We start from the raw sequence: 18750 nt of genomic DNA on the forward strand, positions 1-18750 counted from the left end.
GGTCCGGGGCCTCGGCGCTTCCCGGGTGCGATCCGGTCCGGGGCCTCGTCGCTCCCCGGCGTTGTCGGTGCCGCGTGCGAGCATGCGGCCGAGACCCGTACGCCCCGACCGCCAGGAGCCACCGCCATGCCCCGTTCCGCCCCCGACCGGCTCGCCGACCTCCCGTACGCCGAGCTGCTGCGCCCGCACACCGGGCCGCTGCGCGCCGACGAGCGGTACGACACCGCGCACTTCGACGGCGGCGAGCACACCGACGAGTCGGGCGCCGGGGCGGCCTTCCTGGAGTGCGCCTTCACCGGTGTCGCGCTCAGCGGGGTCAAGCTGCGCCAGGCAAGGTTCAACGAGGTGTGGGTGCAGGCCGGCCGCTGGGTCGCCTGCGACCTGAGCGACTCCGAGTGGCAGGACAGCTCCTTCGTCGGCGGCGTGCTCGCCGGGGTCGCCGGGTACGGCTCGGCGCTGCGCCGGGTGGTGTTCCGGGGCTGCAAGCTGGAGGCGGTCAACCTGCGCTCGGCCGTCCTGCGGGACGTCGTCTTCGAGGACTGCCTGCTGCGCGACGTGGACTTCGGCGAGGCGAAGCTGACCGGGGTGTCCTTCCCCGGCTCCACGCTGGAGGAGGTCCGGCTGCGCGGCGCCACGCTGAGCCGGACGGACCTGCGGGGCGCCGTCCGGCTCGGCCTGGTCGACGGCCACCAGGGGCTGCGCGGGGCGGTCATCAGCTCCCTCCAACTGATGGAGCTGGCCCCCCAGTTCGCCCACGCGCTGGGGATCGAGGTCAAGGACCGCTGAGCACCTGAGCCCCTCCGCGCGTTCAGCCGGGCGTCGCTCGGTGACGCCCGGGCGAACAGTCCGCCAAACCTGCCGTCGGCACCTGGTGGGCCGGTCGGGCCGAGGTGGAGACTTCTCCGCGATCGATGGCCCCGACTTGTGCACACAACATCGCCAGCGAAGGGACGGACCGGTCTGATGGCCGAGTTGAGTCGTAGGAAGTTCGTCACGCTGTCCGGCGCCGCCGCGGCAGGCCTCGCCGTGGCCGGCACCGGAGCCGCGGGGCCCGCGGGGGCCGCCCAGGGAAGTGGCGCGGCTCCCGCTTCCACCGTCGCGCTCAGCGCGACCGGCACCATCACCGACGCCCGGCACGTGGTGATCCTGATGCAGGAGAACCGCAGCTTCGACCACTACTTCGGCACGCTGCGCGGCGTGCGCGGCTTCGCCGACCGCAGCGCCATCCAGATCTCCGGCGGCTACAGCGTCTTCAACCAGCCGAACGGCCTGCTCGCCCGCCAGTACCCCTGGCAGTTCAGCCAGACCAAGCCGGCCGGCGGAGCGGACCCGGAGCGCCTCGCCCAGTGCAACGGGGACCTCAGCCACGGATGGGGTGACCAGCACAAGGCCTGGAACGGCGGCAAGATGGACTCCTGGGTCGCCGCCAAGGGCAACGTCCGCACGCTCGGCTTCCTCACCCGCCAGGACATCCCGTTCCACTACGCCCTGGCCGAGAACTGGACCATCTGCGACGCCTACCACTGCTCCGTGCTCAGCGCGACCGGCCCCAACCGCACCTACCACTGGTCCGGCCAGATCGACCCGGCCGGCACCGCGGGCGGCCCGGCCTACGACGGCGGCGACGAGAAGGGCCTGCGCTGGCAGACCTACGCCGAGGCGCTGGAGGGCGCCGGCGTCAGCTGGAAGGTCTACCAGAACGCCGCCGACAACTACGGCGACAACGCCCTGGCGTACTTCACGAACTTCACGGGCGCCCAGGCCGGCAGCCCGCTGGCCGTCAAGGGCATGGGCTCGGTGCCCAAGGTCACCGGGCGGACCCCGGACGACATCGCCGCCGCCATCAAGGCCGACGTGCTGGCCGGGACGCTGCCGCAGGTGAGCTGGATCGTCCCCGACCAGGCCTCCTCCGAGCACCCGTACGCCACCCCGGTGGACGGCGCGCACTTCGTCCACATGGTGATCGACGCGCTCAACGCGGACCCGAACGTCTTCGACTCGTCCGTCCTGTTCATCAACTACGACGAGAACGACGGCTTCTTCGACCACGTCCCGCCGCCCGCCGCCCCGGCCGGCACCCCGGGCGAGTTCTACAACGGCACCAACATCGGCCTCGGCTTCCGCGTCCCGCTCATCGCCGTCTCGCCCTGGACCCGCGGCGGCTGGGTCAACTCCGAGACCTTCGACCACACCTCGGTGCTGCGCTTCCTGGAGACCTGGACCGCCGCCCTCGGCAAGCCCGCCACCTGCCCGAACATCAGCGACTGGCGCCGCCGGGTCTGCGGCGACCTCACCAGCGTGTTCGACTTCGCCAACCCGGTCTACGGCCTGCCCGCGCTGCCCGACACCTCGCAGACCATCGGCCTGTCCGCCTGCGGCCCGCTGCCCAACCCGGCCCCGGTGAACAACCAGCTCCCGGTGCAGGAGTCCGGCACCCGCCCCGCGCGCGCCCTGCCGTACCAGCCGAACGCCAACCTGGACCACCTGGAGTTCGGCTCCGGCGGGGTGATGAAGGTCTGGATCGCGATGGACAACGGGGGCGCCACCGCCACCAAGTCCGCCCACTTCGCGGCCTACGCCAACGCCTACCGCGGCGGCGGTCCCTGGCAGTACACGGTGGACCCGGGCGGCAGCACCAGCGACTTCTTCAACTGCGGCACCAACTTCGGCGGCGGCCCGTACGACCTCACGGTGGTCGGCCCCAACCGCTTCCTGCGCCGCTTCAAGGGCGACGCGACGAAGGCGGGCAAGAACGCCGCCGTCACCGCCTCGTACGCCGTCGAACCGGGCACCGGCAAGCTCGCGCTCTACTTCAAGCTCGCCAACTCCGGCAGCACCCCGATCACGTTCACGATCGCGTCCAACAACTACCGCACCGACGGCCCCTGGACGTACCAGGTCCCGGCCGGCGGCAGCGTCAGCGACTTCTTCAACGCCGTGGCGTACAGCAACGGCTGGTACGACTTCACCGTGACGGTGGATGCGGACAGCACCTGGTCCCAGCGCTTCACCGGCCACCTGGAGACGGGTGCGGCGAGCATCACCGGCTGACCGTCGTTCCCACCGCGCCGAACGGGGCCCCACTCCTCCGCCGAGAAGTGGGGCCCCCGTGTCACCGCCGCCAGAACAGGTGGTGCGCCACGCCGCTCGGGCTGGGGACGACCTCCAGGTGGAACCGGTCGAGCAGCTCGTCGGGGGACTCCCAGAGCTTCAGCCCGGTGCCGAGTTCCAGCGGGGAGACCGCCACGTGCAGGGTGTCCACGAGGTCGGCGTCGAGGAACTGGCGGATGGTGGTGACCCCGCCGCCGAGGCGGACGTCCTTGCCGTCGGCGGCCTCCCGGGCCTGCTTGAGGACGGTGGCCGGATCGCCGTCGACGAAGTGGAAGGTGGTGTCGGAGAGCGTGAACGAGGGCCGGGTGTGGTGGGTCATGACGAACACCGGCGTACGGAACGGGGGCTCGGCACCCCACCAGCCGCGCCACTCGTGGTCCTGCCACGGCCCGCGCTGGGGGCCGAACTTGTTGCGGCCCATGATCTCGGCGCCGATGTTGCGGTCGAAGTCCCGGGTGAAGTAGTCGTCCAGGCCCCGGCTGCCGCCGGGGTCGGTGCGCATCGGCCAGCTCGCGGTGGCCCCGGCCCAGGAGAAGAGCCGCTCGGGGCGGTCGAGGCCGAACGGCAGCTCGAAGCTCTGGTGCTCGCCGGCCGCGACGCCGTCAGCGGAGACGTTGAAGTTCATGACTCTGAGCAGTTGGTTCATGACTGGGGCTCCTGTCCCGTGATCGTGCGGCGGGGTGCCGCACACCGGGACGTCGGAGCGGACCCGGCGGGATTGACATCGGGCCCGGGATTTTTTCGAGGACTTTTCTCGGGGGCGGTCCGGGCCCGTCAGGCGAACGGGCCCCGGGGGAACCACGGGTCGTGGACCTCGCGGGGCCCGTCCGGGGTCAGCAGGGTGAGGCCGAGCGCGCCGGAGGCGTACTCGGCGAGCTGCACCGAGCCGTGCCGGGTCTCCAGTTCGGCCTGCACGGGCACCGGCAGCTTGGTCAGGGCCCGCCGCAGCTGCAGGGCGTCCCGCCGGCTGATCGGCTGCGGCGCGCGCAGCACCAGCCGCAGCGGGCTCATCGGCCCGGCCACCGGCACGCCGCTGCCCAGCTCGTAGCCGACCGCGCCGATCGGGCCCCAGGGCAGCCGGTGGTCCGCGACCAGGCGGCCGACCTCGGGCAGCAGGGCCAGGGCCGGGATGCCGGCGAGCCGTTCGGGGGCCAGGTGCCCGCGCCGGTCGGGGAGCTGTTCGGGCCGCAGGGTCCGGGCCACCGCCGCCCAGGGGGCCAGGGCGTCCAGCCGCTGGCCCGGGCGCGGGCCGCGCACGGTCACCGGGAACCACAGCTCGGGCGCGGCCTCCGGGTCCCGGGTACAGCGCTGGGGGTGCGGCAGGTCCACCGGGTTGCCGACCACGGCGGGCGCCCGGCCGACCGTCACCCAGGGGTGCGCCCGCAGCACGGCCCGTGCCCAGTCCGGGAGTTCGCCGCCCGCGAGGGGCCGCAGCGAGCTGGGGCACTGCATCAGCAGCAGGTCGTGGGCGCCGGGCAGCCGGCCGTCCAGGGCGGCCAGCGGGCCGACCCGCCGGCGCGGTCCGTCGTGCTGGTCCTCGGCGGTGCGCCGGGCGGGGCTTCCGGGGTGTACGACGGTCACTGCGGGCTCCAGGGGGTGGCGTGGATGTCGCCGACGGCCACCACCCTCCGCCCGTCCGGCGGCTCCCGGCTACGGCCCTTGGACGCGTTCACCAGGGACCAAAGGCTCAAGGTGCGCCCGTCCGTGCCCGGTGTGAGAGTGGGGGACAGCCCGGCATTCCGTCGTTCCCCCCGGAGGAGGAGCCATGGGCATCTTCGACAGGTTGTTCCACCGGCCGCAGCACGAGTCCGCCGGGCAGGAGTCCGCCCAGCGGGCCGCCCTCGCCCACGACGAGGCCGCCGACGCGTACGGCGACGACATCGAGCGCACCCGGGAGCAGCAGGAACGGCTCGCCCAGGAGGAGGCCGACCGGCGCGCCGCCGAGAACATGACCGCCGAGGGCGACCCCTGGGGCTGAGCCCGGACCTCAGGCCGTACGCGGCGGCAGCGGCGGGCGGCGCAGGTCCGGCCGGGGGGTGTCGGCGGACGGCGGCTCGGCGGCGGGGGCGTCCTCCAGCAGCTCCAGGGCCAGCTGGACGGCGGCGACCAGCTCCGGGTGGCGCCCCCGGGCCCAGTCGCGCGGGGTGCGCAGCACGTGCACGTCCGGTTCGACGCCCCGGTTCTCCACCGTCCAGCCGAGCCCGCCGCCGAACCAGGAGGCGTTCTTCGGCACCGAGATCTGGGTGCCGTCGCCGAGGGTGTGCCGTCCGCTCATCCCGACCACCCCGCCCCAGGTGCGGGCGCCGACCACCGGGCCGAGCCCGAGCAGCTTGATCGCCGCGATGATCACGTCGCCGTCGGAGCTGGTGGCCTCGTCGGCCAGCGCCACCAGCGGTCCGCGCGGTGCGTGCCGGGGCCAGCGGACCGGGCGGCGGTCCCGGGTGAAGTCCCAGGCCAGGACGTGCCGGGAGAGCTTCTCCAGGACGAGTTCGGAGACGTTGCCGCCGGCGTTGCCGCGGACGTCCAGGACCAGCGCGGGCTTGTCCAGTTCGCGCCGCAGGTCCCGGTTGAACTGCGCCCAGCCGGAGCCGCCGAGGTCCGGGATGTGCAGGTAGCCGCACCGCCCGTCGCTGAACTCGCGGACCAGGGAACGCCGTTTGGCCACCCAGTCCTGGTAGCGGATGGGCCGTTCGTCGACCAGCGGGGTGATCACGATCCGCCGCACCGGGCCGTCCGGGGCGCCGCGCAGGGCCAGTTCGAGCGTCGTGCCGCCGGTGCCGGCCAGCAGCGGCAGCGGTCCGCGCAGCGGGTCCACCGGGCGGCCGCCGACCTCCAGGAACTCGTCGCCGTCCCGCACGCCCTGGGCGGCGAGCGGGGCGCGGGCGCGCGGGTCGGAGGTCTCGCCGGGCAGCACCCGGTCGACCAGCCAGCGGCCGTCGGGGGAGCGGTGGGCGTTGGCGCCGAGCAGGCCGAGCGGCTGCTGGGCGAGCACCGGGCCCTCGGCGCGCCGGGAGGGGGTGACGTAGGCGTGCGAGGTGCCGAGTTCGCCGAGGAGTTCGCGCAGCAGGTCGGCGAAGTCGTCGGGGGAGGAGACCCGGTCCAGCAGCGGCTCGTACTGGGCGACCAGCGCGGGCCAGTCCAGGCCGGACATCCGCTCGTCCCAGAACTGGTCCCGGACGATCCGGGCCGCCTCGTGGTAGGCCTGGCGCCACTCGGCCGCCGGGTGCACGGTGTGGGTGATCCGGCGCAGGTCGACGGTGGTGCCGGCGGCGGGGGCGGCGACCGGGACCACCCGCAGCGTCCCGGCCGAGTAGACCGCGATCGAGCCGCCGTCCCCGGAGACCGCGTAGCCGTCCAGCTTGTCGACCAGCGTGCTGCGGGTGCCCCGGGCCAGGTCGAAGTGCTCCAGCGAGGGGCGCCCCGAGGTGTCCTCCGGGCTGGCGAAGGTCTGCCCGAGGGTGCCGGAGATCGGCCAGCGCAGCCAGACCAGCCCGCCGCGCACCGCGTCGGTGGCCGAGTACTTGGAGGCGATCACCGGGAACTGGAGCAGCCGCTCGCCGATGCCCTCCGGGTCGACCCGGACGGTGCCGTCGCCGCCTTCGCCGTGCGCGGCGCCGTCCTCGGGCGGGGCGGTGAACGGTGAGGGGGTGTCGGCGGCGAGCGGGACGAGGTACGGGCGGCAGCCGACCGGGAAGGAGAGGTCGCCGGTGTGCACGTCGTGGACCGGGTCGAAGCCGCGCCAGGACAGGAAGGCCAGGTAGCGGCCGTCCCGGGTGAACACCGGCTGCTCGTCCTCGAACCGGCCGTCGGTGACGTCGGTGGTCGCCGCGGAGGCGTCGGCGCGGGTGAGCCGGATGCGGCGCAGCGAGCGCCCGGCGACCGGCTCGGACCAGGCGGTCCAGTGCGAGTCGGGGGAGAAGCGGGCGCCGGTGACCGGCCCGTAGCCGGAGGCGGCCAGTTCGCGCACCCCGCCGTCGGCGGCGGAGACCAGCAGCAGCCGCCCGTCCGAGGTGGTGGCGGCGAGCCGGCTGCCGTCGGGGGAGGCGGTGAGCTCCAGGACGCGGCCGATCCGCCCGGCGGCGAGCACCCGGTGGCGGTGCTGCTCCGAGCGGGGGTGCCCCGGCAGCGGCACCACCTCGATCGCGTCGGCGCCCTCGGCGTCGGTGACCCAGGCCGCCTCGCCGGTGTGCCCGAGCACCACCGGCAGCCGGGTGCGCACCCCGGGGGTGTCGGCGAGCGCCCGGGCCGGGCCGTCCTTGTGGGTGAGCCAGTACTGGCTGCCGCGCACGGTGACCACCCCGGCCCGGCCGGTCTGGTCGCAGGCGAGGTCCTTGACCTGGCCGGCGGCGCTGACCTGGTACGGGCGGCGGCCGGCCCGGGCGCCGCCGAGCGGGACGTGCAGCCGGCGCGGGGCGGGGGCGGCCAGGTCGTCCAGCAGCCAGAGGTCGCCGGCGTGCTGGTAGACGATCCGGGTGCCGTCGGTGGCGGCCTCGCGGGCGTAGTAGGAGGCGTGGTCGGTGTGCCGGCGCAGGTCGGTGCCGTCCGGGCGGCAGGAGTAGACGTTGCCGATGCCCTCGTGGTCGGAGAGGAAGGCGATCCGGTCGCCGAGCGGGCCGCCGACCGGCATCGGCGCGGCGAGGTGCCCGGTGTGCCCGGGCAGGATCCGGTCGCCGTCCACCCAGAGCCGGCCGGTGGCGCCGCCCCGGTAGCGCTTCCAGGCGGCCGGCCCGTGCGGGGCGGCGCCGGTGAGCAGTACGGTCCGCTCGCGGCTCATCTGGGCGTCGCCGACCGGCCCCCAGGGCATCCGGCGGCCGGGGGAGCCGTCCGGCGGCAGGGCGTGCGCCCAGGTGTAGTGGCCGAAGGGCTCGTGGTAGGAGGTGACGGCCAGCACCTCGCCGTCCGGCAGCCAGCCGCGCACCCGGGTGTCCTGGCTGCCCCAGAAGCTGAGCCGGTCCGCCGGGCCGCCCTCGACCGGGGCGGTCCACACCTCGGGGGTCAGGGCGAGCCAGCTGGTCCAGGCGAGGGTGGTGCCGTCGGGGGAGAAGCGGGGGTGGCTGACCCGGGTGCGGTCGCAGCCGACCCGCCAGGCCCGGCCGGTGCCGCCGCCGGCGTCCAGCGGGGCGATCCAGACGTCGTCCTCGGCGGTGAAGGTGAGCAGGCCGCCGTGCAGGTGGGGGTGGCGGAGGTAGCCGGGCGGGGTCACGCCTCCATCCTTCGACGGGGTGTCACCTCCGGCAACCGGAGGCAACCGGGGGTGGCCGGGGGTGGCCGGGCGCCGTTCGGCCGGGGCCGCCCGAACCGGTCTGGACCATTGACACCTCCCGGCCGGATCCACTTCAGTGGTCTAGTCCAACTTGGGTGCCAGGCCGGGCCGTTCCCCCCACTGGCCCGTGCTCCGGCGTGCCCTCGGACGTCCCCCACGACCGCGCCATCGCAGGAGCACCCGCATGCGCAGAACCCTTCCCGGACAACGCCGCGCCACCATCGCGGCCGGCACCGCCTCCGCCGTCGCCGCGGCCACGCTGGTCGGCGTCACACTCGGCCTGGCGCCCACCGCCTCGGCCGGCGAGTTCCTGGTCAACGGCGGCTTCGAGTCCGGCTCACTCGGCCCCTGGAGCTGCTCCGGCAACTCCGGCAGCGTCGTCACCAGCCCGGTGCACGGCGGCGGTCGAGCGCTCGCCGCGGCCGCCACGGCCGGCGACACCGCCCAGTGCGGCCAGACCGTCACCGTCGCCCCGAACACCACCTACACGCTCAGCGCCTACGTCAACGGCTCGTACGTCTACCTGGGCGTGGACGGCGGCGGCCCGAGCACCTGGACCCCGGGCACCGGCGGCTCGTACCAGAAGCTCAGCCTCAGCTTCACCACCGGCGCCACCCAGACCAGCGCCACCGTCTACACCCACGGCTGGTACGGCCAGGGCACCTACTACGCGGACGACATCTCGCTGGACGGGCCGGGCGCGCCCAGCCCGACGCCCACGCCGACGCCCACCGGGACGGCCTCGCCGACCGCCTCGCCGACCGCGACCCCGACGGGCACGCCGACCGGTACGCCCACGGGCACGCCCACCGGCACCCCGACCGGCACGCCCACGGGCACCCCCACGGGGACGCCCACCAGCCCGCCCGCCGGCAGCCACGCCCTGGTCGGCTACCTGCACGCGAGCTTCGCCAACGGCGCCGGCTACACCCGGATGGCCGACGTCCCGAACTCCTGGGACTTCATCAACCTGTCCTTCGGCGAGCCCACCTCCGTCACCTCCGGCGACATCCGCTTCAACCGCTGCCCGGCCACCGAGTGCCCGACCGTCGAGTCGGACGACGAGTTCAAGGCCGCCATCGCCGCCAAGCGGGCCCAGGGCAAGAAGGTGCTGATCTCGATCGGCGGCCAGAACGGCCAGGTCCAGCTGACCAGCACCGCCGCCCGGGACACCTTCGTCAGCTCGGTCTCGGCGATCATCGACAAGTGGGGCCTGGACGGCCTGGACATCGACTTCGAGGGCCACTCGCTCTCCCTCAACACCGGTGACACCGACTTCAGGAACCCGACCAGCCCGGTCATCGTCAACCTGATCTCCGCGGTGAAGACCCTCAAGGCCAAGTACGGCCCGGGCTTCGTGCTGACCATGGCGCCGGAGACCTTCTTCGTCCAACTCGGCTACCAGTACTACGGATCCGGCCCCTGGGGCGGCCAGGACCCGCGCGCCGGGGCGTACCTGCCGGTCATCCACGCGCTGCGCGACGACCTCACCCTGCTGCACGTCCAGGACTACAACTCCGGCTCCATCATGGGCCTGGACAACCAGTACCACTCGATGGGCGGCGCCGACTTCCACGTCGCGATGACCGACATGCTGCTCAAGGGCTTCCCCGTGGCGGGCAACGCGAACAACGTGTTCCCGGCGCTGCCCGCCTCCAAGGTCGCCATCGGCATGCCGGCCACCACCAACGCGGGCAACGGCTACGTCGCCCCGGCCGAGGTGAACAAGGCGCTCGACTGCCTCACCAAGCTGGCCAACTGCGGGACCTACGTGCCGCGTTCGGGCGCGCAGCCGAACCTGCGCGGGCTGATGACCTGGTCGATCAACTGGGACCGGTTCGGCGGCCAGGAGTTCTCCAAGAACTTCAACGGCTACTTCGGCCGCTGAGCAGCCGAGTCCCGGGCCGGCTGATCAGCTGACCCGACCGCCCGTGGGACCGTGCTTGAACCTGACACCGGTGTGAGGTCCAAGCATGGTCCCCATGGCGACCACACAGCTCACCACCCCGGTACCCCCCAAGCCCTTCCCGCTCCCCGCCCTGCTCGCCCTGGCCACCGCCGTCTTCGTCACCGGTCTCACCGAGAACCTGCCGGCCGGGGTGCTGCCCGGGATGAGCGAGGCACTCGGGGTCAGCGAGTCCGCGGCCGGGCAGACCGTCACCGTCTACGCGATCGGCTCCGCCGTCACCGCGATCCCGCTCAGCGCGGCCACCGCCGGCTGGGGCCGCAAGCGGCTGCTGCTCACCGCGATGGCGGGCTTCGCGGTGGCCAACACCGTCACCGCGGTCTCCACCAACTACCCGCTCACGCTGGCCGCCCGCTTCCTCGCGGGCGTCGCGGCCGGCCTCGCCTGGGCCCTGCTGGCGGGGTACGCGCGCCGGCTGGTGCCGGTCGACCAGCAGGGCCGGGCCATGGCGGTGGCGATGGCGGGCGTGCCCGTCGCGCTGTCGCTGGGAGTGCCGGTCGGCACCTTCCTCGGGCAGGTGCTCGCCTGGTGGGTGCCCTTCCTGGCCATGACGGCACTGGCGGTCGCCGTGATCGGCTGGATCGCGGCGCTGCTGCCGGACCAGCCCGGGCAGCCGGCCGGTGAGCGGACACCGGTCCGGGACGCGCTCACCGTGCCCGGCGTCCGGCCGGTGCTCACCGTGACGGTGCTCTGGGTGCTCGCGCACACCATCCTGTTCACCTACATCGCGCCCTTCCTGGACCGGGCCGGCCTCGGCGGCGCCACCGGCACCGTGCTGCTGGTCTTCGGGCTGGCCTCGCTGGCGAGCGTCTGGCTGGTCGGCGCCCACATCCACCGCCGGCTGCGGCAGCTGACGATCGGCGGCGCGCTGCTGGTCGCCGTGACCGCGGCCGTCCTCGCGGTGGCGTCCGGCAGCACGCCGCTGGTGTACGCCGCGGCGCTGTTCTGGGGCCTCGGCTGGGGCGGCGCCCCGACCCTGCTCCAGACCGCCCTCGGCGACGCGGGCGGGGAGCGGGCGGACGCCGCCCAGGCCGTCCTGGTGACCCTGTGGAACGCCGCGATGGCGGGCGGCGGCGTGCTCGGCGGCCTGGTCCTGAGCGGCCTGGGCACCGGCGCCCTGCCCTGGACGGTGCTCGCGCTGATGCTCCCCGTCCTCGCCGTGGCCACCGCCGCCCGCCGGCACGCCTTCCCGTCGGTGCGGAGTTAGCCCCGCATCAGCCGGTTCACCTCCTCGACCACCTCGGGGGACGCCTTCGCGAGCGCGCCGGAGTCGTACGGCGGCTGGGGGTCGTACTCGATCAGCAGCTGGATCGCCTGGGCGACGGTGTCCCCGGCGATCCGGCCGGCCAGCGTCAGCGCGAGGTCGATCCCGGCCGAGACCCCGGCGGCGATGGCGTACTTGCCGTCGATGACGACCCGCTCCGTCCCGGTCGGCTCCGCCCCGTACCCGGGCAGCCGGTCGAGGACGCCCCAGTGGGAGGTGGCCCGGCGGCCCTCCAGCAGCCCGGCGGCGCCCAGGATCAGCGAGCCGGAGCAGACCGAGGTGGTCCAGGTGGTGGTCGCGTCGATCCGGCGCACCCAGTCGAGCACGGCCCGGTCCTTCAGTTGGGCCTCCGTCCCGGGCCCGCCGGGCACCAGCAGCAGGTCGGCCGAGTCCACCTCGTTCAGGGCGGCGTCCGCGGTGAGCGCCAGGCTGTGCACGTCGTTGCGGACCGGCCCCCGTTCGGCGGCGGCGAACACCACCTCGGCGCCGGGGAGCCGGGACAGCACCTCGTACGGGCCGACCGCGTCCAGGGTGGTGAACTCGGGGTAGAGCAGGATGGCGATGCGCATCAGTGACCTCCAGTGGGTTCGGGTCGGAAGCGGCGTCGGTACTCGGCGGGCGGGGCGGCCAGGGCCCGGACGAAGGCGCGCCGCATCGCCTCCGGGGTGCCGTAGCCGCAGGAGCGCGCGATCTCCTCGATGCCGTGGTCGGTGTCCTCCAGCAGCCGCCGGGCGGCCTCCAGCCGGACCCCGTCCACGTACCGGCCCGGGGTCACCCCCACCTCGGCGGCGAAGGCCCGGGCGAAGTGCCGCGGCGACAGCGCCGACCGGTCGGCCAGCGCCTCGACCGAGAGGTCGGCCTCCGGGTGCTCGGCGATCCACCGCTGCACCTCGCGCAGCGGCTGCCGGGCCGCCACCTGGGCGGCCAGCTGGGTGCTGAACTGGGCCTGGTTGCCCGGCCGGCGCAGGAAGACCACCAGGTGGCGGGCGACCAGCAGGGCCGTCTCGCGCCCGAGGTCCTCCTCGACCAGGGCCAGCGCCAGGTCGATCCCGGCGGTGACCCCGGCCGAGGTGGCGATCCGCCCGTCCCGGACGTGGATCGGGTCCGGGTCCACCTCGACGTCCGGGAACCGCCGGGCCAGCTCCTCGCCGTAGGCCCAGTGGGTGGTCGCCCGGCGCCCGGCCAGCAGCCCGGCCTCGGCGAGCAGGAAGGCCCCGGTGCACACCGACACCACCCGCTCGGCCGCTCCGGCCAGCTCCCGGATCCGCTCCACCAGGGCCGGGTCCGGGCGACCGGTGTCCATCCCGCCGGGAACCAGCAGGGTGTCCACCGGCCCGACCCCGGCCAGGTCCGCGTCCGGCAGCAGCCGCAGTCCGCTGTGGCTGCGCACCGGCCCGCCGCCGGGGGAGGCGGTGGTGACCCGGTAGGCCGCGGGTTGCCCGGCGGCCCGGCCCGCCCCCGCGAACACCTCCAGGGGGCCGGTCACATCGAGGCTCTGCACGCCCTCGAAGAGGACGATGACCACGCTGTGCGCTCTCATACGGCCAGCCTCCCAACGGGGAGCGGTGGCAGCAATGACCTGCTTCCCACCTTTCCTGCCATCCGGCGCGTGCGGGAGCGAGGGCGGGGGCGCGTGCGGCGGCGCGGGACCGGAGGGGCGCGCGGGCGTACGGCGGGACCCGTACGGGCGTACGGCGGAAACCGCGCGGGCGTACGCCGAAACGCCGGAAGGCCCCCCGCTCTCGCGAAGGGCCTTCCGGCTGTCTGTGCGCCGCCAGGGACTCGAACCCCGGACCCGCTGATTAAGAGTCAGCTGCTCTAACCAACTGAGCTAGCGGCGCCTGCTGACAGAGAAGACTCTAGCAGCGCCGTGCGGCCGAGCCAAAATCGAATAACGGCCGCCCCGCGTTCACCCCCCGGTCACGACGGCCGCCCCGGCGGCAACCGGCGCGCCCGGCTCGCGCGCCGCCCGGACGCAGGCCCACAGCACCACCGCGGCGCCGGGCAGCCGGGGGTCGCGCCGCTCCGGCGCGACGATCCACCGGCCGGCGCCCTGCCCGGGGGAGTCCGGGCTGTTCACCATCCGCTGCAGGGGCGGCACGGTCACCGCGTCGCCCTTGCCGTGGCACAGCAGCGGCGGCACGTCCCGGGCCCACTCCTCCCAGGCCAGCAGCCGGCGCAGCCGGGGCGCCGCGCCCGGCTGGACGAACAGCAGCAGCCGCCCCCGGTGGACGGCCACCGGCCCGCAGCCCGGCCCGGACGCCCACAGCTCGTCCAGCACCCGGCGGCCGAACAGCGCCGGCATGCTGATCACGTCGAAGGCGCGCCCGCAGGGCAGTACCGAGGGCGCCCAGGGGCGGCTCTCCCACAGGGCGCGCATGCTCCGCGGGTACTCGCTGGCGGAGGCGAGCCAGGCCTCCCCGGCCGCGCCGACGCACTCCACCGACGGGTGCATCACCGACGGGTACGACACCGACTGCTGCGTCACCGATTGCTGCGTCCAGATCTCCACGGAGAGCAGCCTGTGCGGCGCACGCCCCCGGTGCGACGGAAAGCACGGTTCGCCGGACAGCGCGGCGGGGGACGGCGTACCCTTCCCCGCCGCGCATATGCCAGGGGCCCGTGTCCGGCCGCGGGCGCTCAGTCCTCGTGCCGGCGCGGCTGGAGCAGGGTGCGGCCGTACTCGATCATCTTCGCGGCGTAGTCCGGGGTCCAGTCCGCCCGCCGGGCGACCTCGGCGTCGGACAGCGCGTCGAACCGGCGCGGGTCGGCGAGCTGCGCGGCGGCGACCGCCTGGAAGTCCGTGGCCCGCTCGGCGGCGGCCCGGAAGGCCAGGGCCAGCTCCGTGGAGCGGCGCAGCAGCTCCGCCGGGTCCTCGATCGACTCCAGGTCGAAGAATCGTTCCGGCTCGGGTTCGGCGGACTGCGGCTCGAACAGCAGCTGCACCGGACGCAGGCGCCTGGTGGGCTCGGACGACTCTGGGGAGTCGGGCATGGACGGACACCTCCGGGTTTCGGGTGGGGGTGGGGGAAATCTGCTCCGGGCTGCGCCGCCCGGTCGTGGCCGCCGTCCATTGTCTCGCGGCGGGGGCCCGTAGCGGAACGGTGCGCACGCGAGCGCTATTCCCCGGCGCACGCCGGGCGCGCGACTCGTGCGCCGCGCTTCCGGATCGCATGCGAACCGGTTGTCCGGGTGCGCCCGGTGCACCCGGTGCGCCCGGGCTGCCCGACGAAGCCGAGGCAGCCGACGAAGCCGATGAAGCCGACGAACCGGAGAGAACCCCCATGCGTGTGAGAAGAGGCCTGACGGCCCTCGCCCTGTCCGTCCTGTCCCTGCTGGGCGCCCTGCTCACGGTCGCCGCCTCCGTCGCCCCGCCCGCCGCGGCCGCCGAGACGGCGCTGGTGGTCACCGGGGAGCCGAGCGCCCCCGGCGGCGCCTCGACGGCGACCTGCCCGGCCGGCACCCACCTGACCGGCGGCGGCTACCGGCTCCAGCCCGACGCGGACGGTCCGGTGCGCGCCGACGGCCCCACCGCCGACGCGCGCGGCTGGAGCGCGCAGGCGGAGCGGGGGTCGGTGGTGGCCTACGCCGTCTGCGAGACCGAGGACTGACCCCGGCGGCCGGCCGGACGGGCCTCAGCGCAGGTGGACCCGGTGGCGGCTCAGGTGCTCCAGCACCTGGTGGTTGGCCTCCCAGCCGTCCGGGAAGGCCACCGGGACGCCCAGCTGCACCGGCTCGGTCGCGGGGTGCTCGTCCAGCAGCTCGGCGATCCCGGCCCGGGCCACCACGATGCAGGCGTGCCGGTGCCGGGAGGCGAGCACGCAGAGCCGGCCGGTCTCCAGGTGGAAGGCGGTCGCGTCGGGGCGCCCGGAGAGCGGGTGCAGCACCACGGTGACGTCGTACTCGCGGCCCTGCAGGCGGTTGGCGGTGTCCACCGTGACGGCCGGACCGGCCGCGCCGTCCACCGGCACGCCCGCCTTGAGCAGGGCCGCGCGCACGGCCGCCGCCTGGTCCCGGTGGGCGGTGCCGACGGCGACCCGGTCCGCGGTGAGCGGGGCCTCGCCCTGCTCGGAGTGGGCCGTCAGCCCCCGCTCCAGCAGTCGGCGGACGGTGGCCGCGACGGCCGCCACGGCCTGCGGGTCGGTCCGTACGGTGTGCCGGGCGGGCAGTTCCAGCAGGGCCCAGCCGTGCTCGGCGGCCCGGTCGATCACCGCGTCCAGCGCCGAGCCGTCCGGGCGGACGGCGGCCGTCAGCCGGCGGTCGTCCGGGCCGGTGCCGGAGCGGAACGGCGTGTACGGGTAGAAGGCCCGCGAGATCAGCGGCGCGGCGCTGGCGGGCAGCCGCCAGGAGACCGGCAGCCGGTGCGGCTCGATCTCCGGGTTGTGCGCCAGCATGGTGACCACCGCGCTGCCGGACGGGTCGTACGACAGCCCGGCCCACTGCTCGGTGCCGACCACGGTGAACGGGTCCAGCTGGCCCGGGTCGCCGACGAACAGCGCCCGCTCGAACAGCCGGGCCACCGCGAGCAGGGCGTCCGAGCGCATCTGGTACGCCTCGTCGACGATCGCGTGCCGCCAGGGCGCCTCCGTCCGCACCCACTGCCACTTGGCCGAGGTGGAGATCACCACGTCGTGCTCGACCAGGTCGGCGACCTTGTCGGAGGGCGTGACGTTGGCGTGCTTCAGCACCTCCGGGCCGGGCCGGGAGTCCGCGGCGTGCAGCCGGCCGATCGTCAACTCCGGCGCCTTCTCGGCCAGTCGGCCCACCAGGTCGTCCACCTGGCCGTTGGTCTGGGCGACGATCATCAGCCGCTCGCCGGCGCCGACCAGCTCGCGGGCGGCCCGCACCACGAGCGTCGACTTCCCGGCGCCGGGCGGGGAGTCCACCACCACGCCGCGCGGGGCGCCGGCCGGCGGACGGACGGTGGCCGCCAGGATCCGGGCCACCGCGGCGTCGGCGGCCGCGCCCGGGGCCTGCTCGGGGATCGAGGCGGTCATCACTCCCACTCCTCGGAGACGGACGGGGCGGGTACGGGCGTGGCGCCGGGCGGGCCGCCGTGGGTCCAGGGGGTGTCGTCCGGCTCGGGCAGCGGCGCGGACTGGCGCACCGTCAGCTCGAACAGGGTGAAGGTGACCGGCTCGCCGGGCTCGGGCAGGCTGCCCGGCTCCGGCTCCTTCCTGCGGCCCATGCCGGAGAGCACCCGCAGGGTGAGGGTGCCCTCGGCGGTGTCCACCGCGACGATCTCGGCCTTCTGCGGGCTCGGGCCGTGCACCCGGTGCACCTCCCGGCCGAGGTCCGCGTGCGGGCGGTCGGCGGTGCGCAGGGTGACCAGCGGGCGCGGCTTGGGGGAGCGGCCGGTGGTGTCCCAGTCCGGCACCACCTCCGTCACCACACCGCTGAACGCCTCGCCGGACAGCCGGTGCTCGGCCATCGCCAGCGGGTCGTCCAGCGCCTCCTGGACGTCCAGGCGGGCCTGCTCGCGCTCGCGCTGGGCGAGCTTGCGGGCGGCGGTGACGGCGTCGTCCTGCCGGGGCTGCGGCGGCTCGCCGGCCGCCAGCCGGTCCCGGTGGCCGGTGTAGGACCAGCGGTCGCCCGTCCAGCGCTCCGCCAGGTGACCGGCCGGCGGCAGGGCGCGCAGCAGGTCCAGGCCCTGCCAGACGTCCCGCCAGGTGGGCAGCAGGACCGACGCCAGCGCCTCCTCCAGCGCCGTCACCGCCGCCCGCACGGCCGCCCGGGCGCGCGCGGCGGCGGCCTCGTCGCGCTGCTCGGCGCTGTGCTGCAGGGCGCCCACGGCGGAGTCGTAGCGGGTGATCGCCGGGGCCAGCACGAACTCGTCGAAGCGCGGGTCGGTGGCCGGGCCGGCCGGCGGGTGCAGCAGCTGACCCCGGTCGTCCCGGGCGGACTCGGCCAGCTCGGCCGCCCGCGCGCCGGTCAGGCCGTCCGGCGGGCGGTGCCAGGCGAGCCGGGCCGCCAGGTGCTGGTCCTCCAGGTGGCTCTGGCCGGTCGCCCAGTGCCGGGCCAGCAGGCCGGTCATCGGCAGCAGCAGCGAGGAGCCGGGCACCTGGGCGCGGTCGGTGAGGTGGGTCAGCCAGCGGCCGAGCAGCGGCACCCGGACCGGCGCCGGGTACGGGCCCGGCTCCTCGTCCTCGGCGGTGCGGCGGAAGCGGGTCGAGCGGCCGATCAGGGCGAGGTGGTGCACGCCCGCGCCGTTCGGCACCACCAGCTGCGGGGCGTCCGCGCACAGCTCGCGGAACACCTGGGTCTTCTCGCCGGTCTCCGGGTCCTTCTCGGAGCCCTCGATCTGCTCGACGTCCTCGGCGAAGGACTCCAGGTAGGGCAGCAGGTCGGCGGCGAGCTCGGCCAGGAAGTCGAACCGCAGGGTGCGGTTGAGCGGCTGCGGGACCAGGTGCAGCCGGGGCGCGTCCCGGTCGGTGCCGAGCATCACCGCGAGCGGCGCGCCGGACTCGCCGGCGGCCGTCAGCGGGACCAGCACCATCGGGCGGTCGGACAGGTGCCGGTGCCGGACGGTGGCCAGCGGCTCGGCCCGGCCGCTGCGGACGGCCTCCAGCCGGGCGAGGGTGGTGAGCAGGCTCATGCGCGAGCCCCTTGGTCTTCCGCCCCCACGGCGCCGGCGCCCAGGGCTTCGGCGCGCAGGGCGGCCGCGTAGGCCAGGCGCTCGGCGGCGTCGTCCGCGCCGTCCAGGTCCTCGCTCTTGGTGCCGGCGGCGGCCAGCGCCTCGGCGACCGTACGGATGCTGCCCAGCTCGCCGCGCACGCCCCGGCCGAGCTGCTCGACCCGGTCGTCGCAGCGGGCCCGGGCGCGGCAGTGGAAGCCGAGTTCGCAGGTGGAGAGGCAGTCCGGGCTGTAGGCGGCGGGCACCGCCTCGACCGAGGCGGCCAGCTGTTCGGTGGTCCGGGCCGGCGCGCCGTCCTCGTCGGCGGCCAGGTCGAAGTCGGCGTCCGGCGGCAGTGCCGCCAGCAGCCGGCCGATGCCGGTCATCCGGCCCAGCTGGCGGCGGGTGGTGGCCAGTTCGCGGCGGACGTCCACGGCGACCGCGGTCGGCCGGTTGCCGAAGTCCTTCGGGCAGACCAGCAGCACGCCGGTGCGCGGGCTGCCCGGCAGCCGCTGCTCGGTGTACGGGTCCTC

Annotated in this window: 15 protein-coding genes, 1 tRNA gene and 1 pseudogene; 6 read left to right on the forward strand and 11 right to left on the reverse strand. The window is 75.2% G+C overall.

The annotated features are described in order from the left end of the window. The first annotated feature begins 126 nt into the window (after window positions 1-126). Window positions 127-786, forward strand: a complete 660-nt coding sequence (locus ACFU7Z_RS17005; protein WP_049652227.1) for a pentapeptide repeat-containing protein — start codon at window positions 127-129, stop codon at window positions 784-786. A gap of 177 nt (window positions 787-963) precedes the next feature. Next, window positions 964-3051 (forward strand): phosphocholine-specific phospholipase C, encoded by a 2088-nt coding sequence (locus ACFU7Z_RS17010; RefSeq protein ID WP_380777983.1) that lies wholly within the window; start codon window positions 964-966, stop codon window positions 3049-3051. Window positions 3052-3112: 61 nt separating this feature from the next. On the opposite strand, the gene ACFU7Z_RS17015 is transcribed toward ACFU7Z_RS17010, so the two are convergent. Together ACFU7Z_RS17015 and ACFU7Z_RS17020 are read right to left on the reverse strand one after the other, a co-directional pair. Continuing rightward, entirely contained in the window at window positions 3113-3757 is a 645-nt protein-coding gene (locus ACFU7Z_RS17015; RefSeq protein ID WP_380777984.1) for a dihydrofolate reductase family protein, read from the reverse strand. A gap of 128 nt (window positions 3758-3885) precedes the next feature. Continuing rightward, window positions 3886-4692 carry a phosphoribosyl-dephospho-CoA transferase MdcG domain-containing protein gene (locus ACFU7Z_RS17020; protein ID WP_117487882.1) on the reverse strand — a complete coding sequence of 269 codons (807 nt, stop codon included), beginning with the start codon at window positions 4690-4692 and terminating at the stop codon, window positions 3886-3888. 184 nt (window positions 4693-4876) lie between these two features. Here ACFU7Z_RS17020 and ACFU7Z_RS17025 point away from each other — a divergent pair, with 184 nt between their 5' ends. Continuing rightward, window positions 4877-5089 (forward strand): hypothetical protein, encoded by a 213-nt coding sequence (locus ACFU7Z_RS17025; protein WP_380741404.1) that lies wholly within the window; start codon window positions 4877-4879, stop codon window positions 5087-5089. A gap of 9 nt (window positions 5090-5098) precedes the next feature. Here the strand turns inward: ACFU7Z_RS17025 and ACFU7Z_RS17030 are convergent, their stop codons facing one another. Then, window positions 5099-8314 carry a S41 family peptidase gene (locus ACFU7Z_RS17030; RefSeq protein ID WP_380777985.1) on the reverse strand — a complete coding sequence of 1072 codons (3216 nt, stop codon included), beginning with the start codon at window positions 8312-8314 and terminating at the stop codon, window positions 5099-5101. Window positions 8315-8558: 244 nt separating this feature from the next. Between ACFU7Z_RS17030 and ACFU7Z_RS17035 the strand changes: the two genes are divergently transcribed. Then, the gene (locus ACFU7Z_RS17035) at window positions 8559-10262 is read left to right on the forward strand and encodes a chitinase (protein ID WP_380777986.1); all 1704 of its coding nucleotides are present in this window, start codon (window positions 8559-8561) and stop codon (window positions 10260-10262) included. 94 nt (window positions 10263-10356) lie between these two features. Beyond that, entirely contained in the window at window positions 10357-11547 is a 1191-nt protein-coding gene (locus tag ACFU7Z_RS17040) for an MFS transporter (RefSeq protein ID WP_380777987.1), read from the forward strand. Here ACFU7Z_RS17040 and ACFU7Z_RS17045 read toward each other — a convergent pair. The 5 genes from ACFU7Z_RS17045 to ACFU7Z_RS17065 form a co-directional block, all read right to left on the reverse strand. Beyond that, window positions 11544-12173: a DJ-1/PfpI family protein gene (locus ACFU7Z_RS17045; protein WP_380777988.1), complete on the reverse strand. Its 630-nt coding sequence runs from the start codon at window positions 12171-12173 to the stop codon at window positions 11544-11546. The two genes, ACFU7Z_RS17040 and ACFU7Z_RS17045, sit on opposite strands and share 4 nt — an antisense overlap. Next, on the reverse strand, window positions 12173-13144 hold the full coding sequence (locus ACFU7Z_RS17050; RefSeq protein ID WP_049651944.1) for a GlxA family transcriptional regulator: 972 nt from the start codon (window positions 13142-13144) through the stop codon (window positions 12173-12175). Before ACFU7Z_RS17050 ends, ACFU7Z_RS17045 begins: the two co-directional genes overlap by 1 nt. Window positions 13145-13371: 227 nt before the next feature. Beyond that, window positions 13372-13445, reverse strand: a tRNA-Lys gene (locus tag ACFU7Z_RS17055). Window positions 13446-13513: 68 nt separating this feature from the next. Next, on the reverse strand, window positions 13514-14059 hold the full coding sequence (locus tag ACFU7Z_RS17060) for a bifunctional DNA primase/polymerase (RefSeq protein WP_380777990.1): 546 nt from the start codon (window positions 14057-14059) through the stop codon (window positions 13514-13516). Between the two features lie 185 nt (window positions 14060-14244). Continuing rightward, window positions 14245-14598 (reverse strand): hypothetical protein, encoded by a 354-nt coding sequence (locus ACFU7Z_RS17065; protein WP_074005111.1) that lies wholly within the window; start codon window positions 14596-14598, stop codon window positions 14245-14247. 290 nt (window positions 14599-14888) lie between these two features. Here ACFU7Z_RS17065 and ACFU7Z_RS17070 point away from each other — a divergent pair, with 290 nt between their 5' ends. Then, the gene (locus tag ACFU7Z_RS17070) at window positions 14889-15215 is read left to right on the forward strand and encodes a hypothetical protein (protein WP_380741407.1); all 327 of its coding nucleotides are present in this window, start codon (window positions 14889-14891) and stop codon (window positions 15213-15215) included. A gap of 24 nt (window positions 15216-15239) precedes the next feature. Here ACFU7Z_RS17070 and ACFU7Z_RS17075 read toward each other — a convergent pair whose 3' ends face one another. The 3 genes and pseudogenes from ACFU7Z_RS17075 to ACFU7Z_RS17085 all read right to left on the reverse strand — a co-directional run. Next, window positions 15240-16601, reverse strand: a complete 1362-nt coding sequence (locus tag ACFU7Z_RS17075; protein ID WP_375877328.1) for an AAA family ATPase — start codon at window positions 16599-16601, stop codon at window positions 15240-15242. Then, a complete protein-coding gene (locus tag ACFU7Z_RS17080; protein ID WP_380777989.1) occupies window positions 16601-18199 on the reverse strand; it encodes a hypothetical protein in 1599 nt (532 codons plus the stop codon). The genes ACFU7Z_RS17075 and ACFU7Z_RS17080 overlap by 1 nt, the downstream gene beginning before the upstream one ends. Continuing rightward, window positions 18196-18750 (reverse strand): annotated as a pseudogene (locus ACFU7Z_RS17085) (hypothetical protein); the annotation flags it as partial. The pseudogene ACFU7Z_RS17085 and the gene ACFU7Z_RS17080, both read right to left, overlap by 4 nt.

It is taken from the genome of Kitasatospora sp. NPDC057518 (genome assembly GCF_042802075.1).
Lineage (GTDB): Bacteria > Actinomycetota > Actinomycetes > Streptomycetales > Streptomycetaceae > Kitasatospora.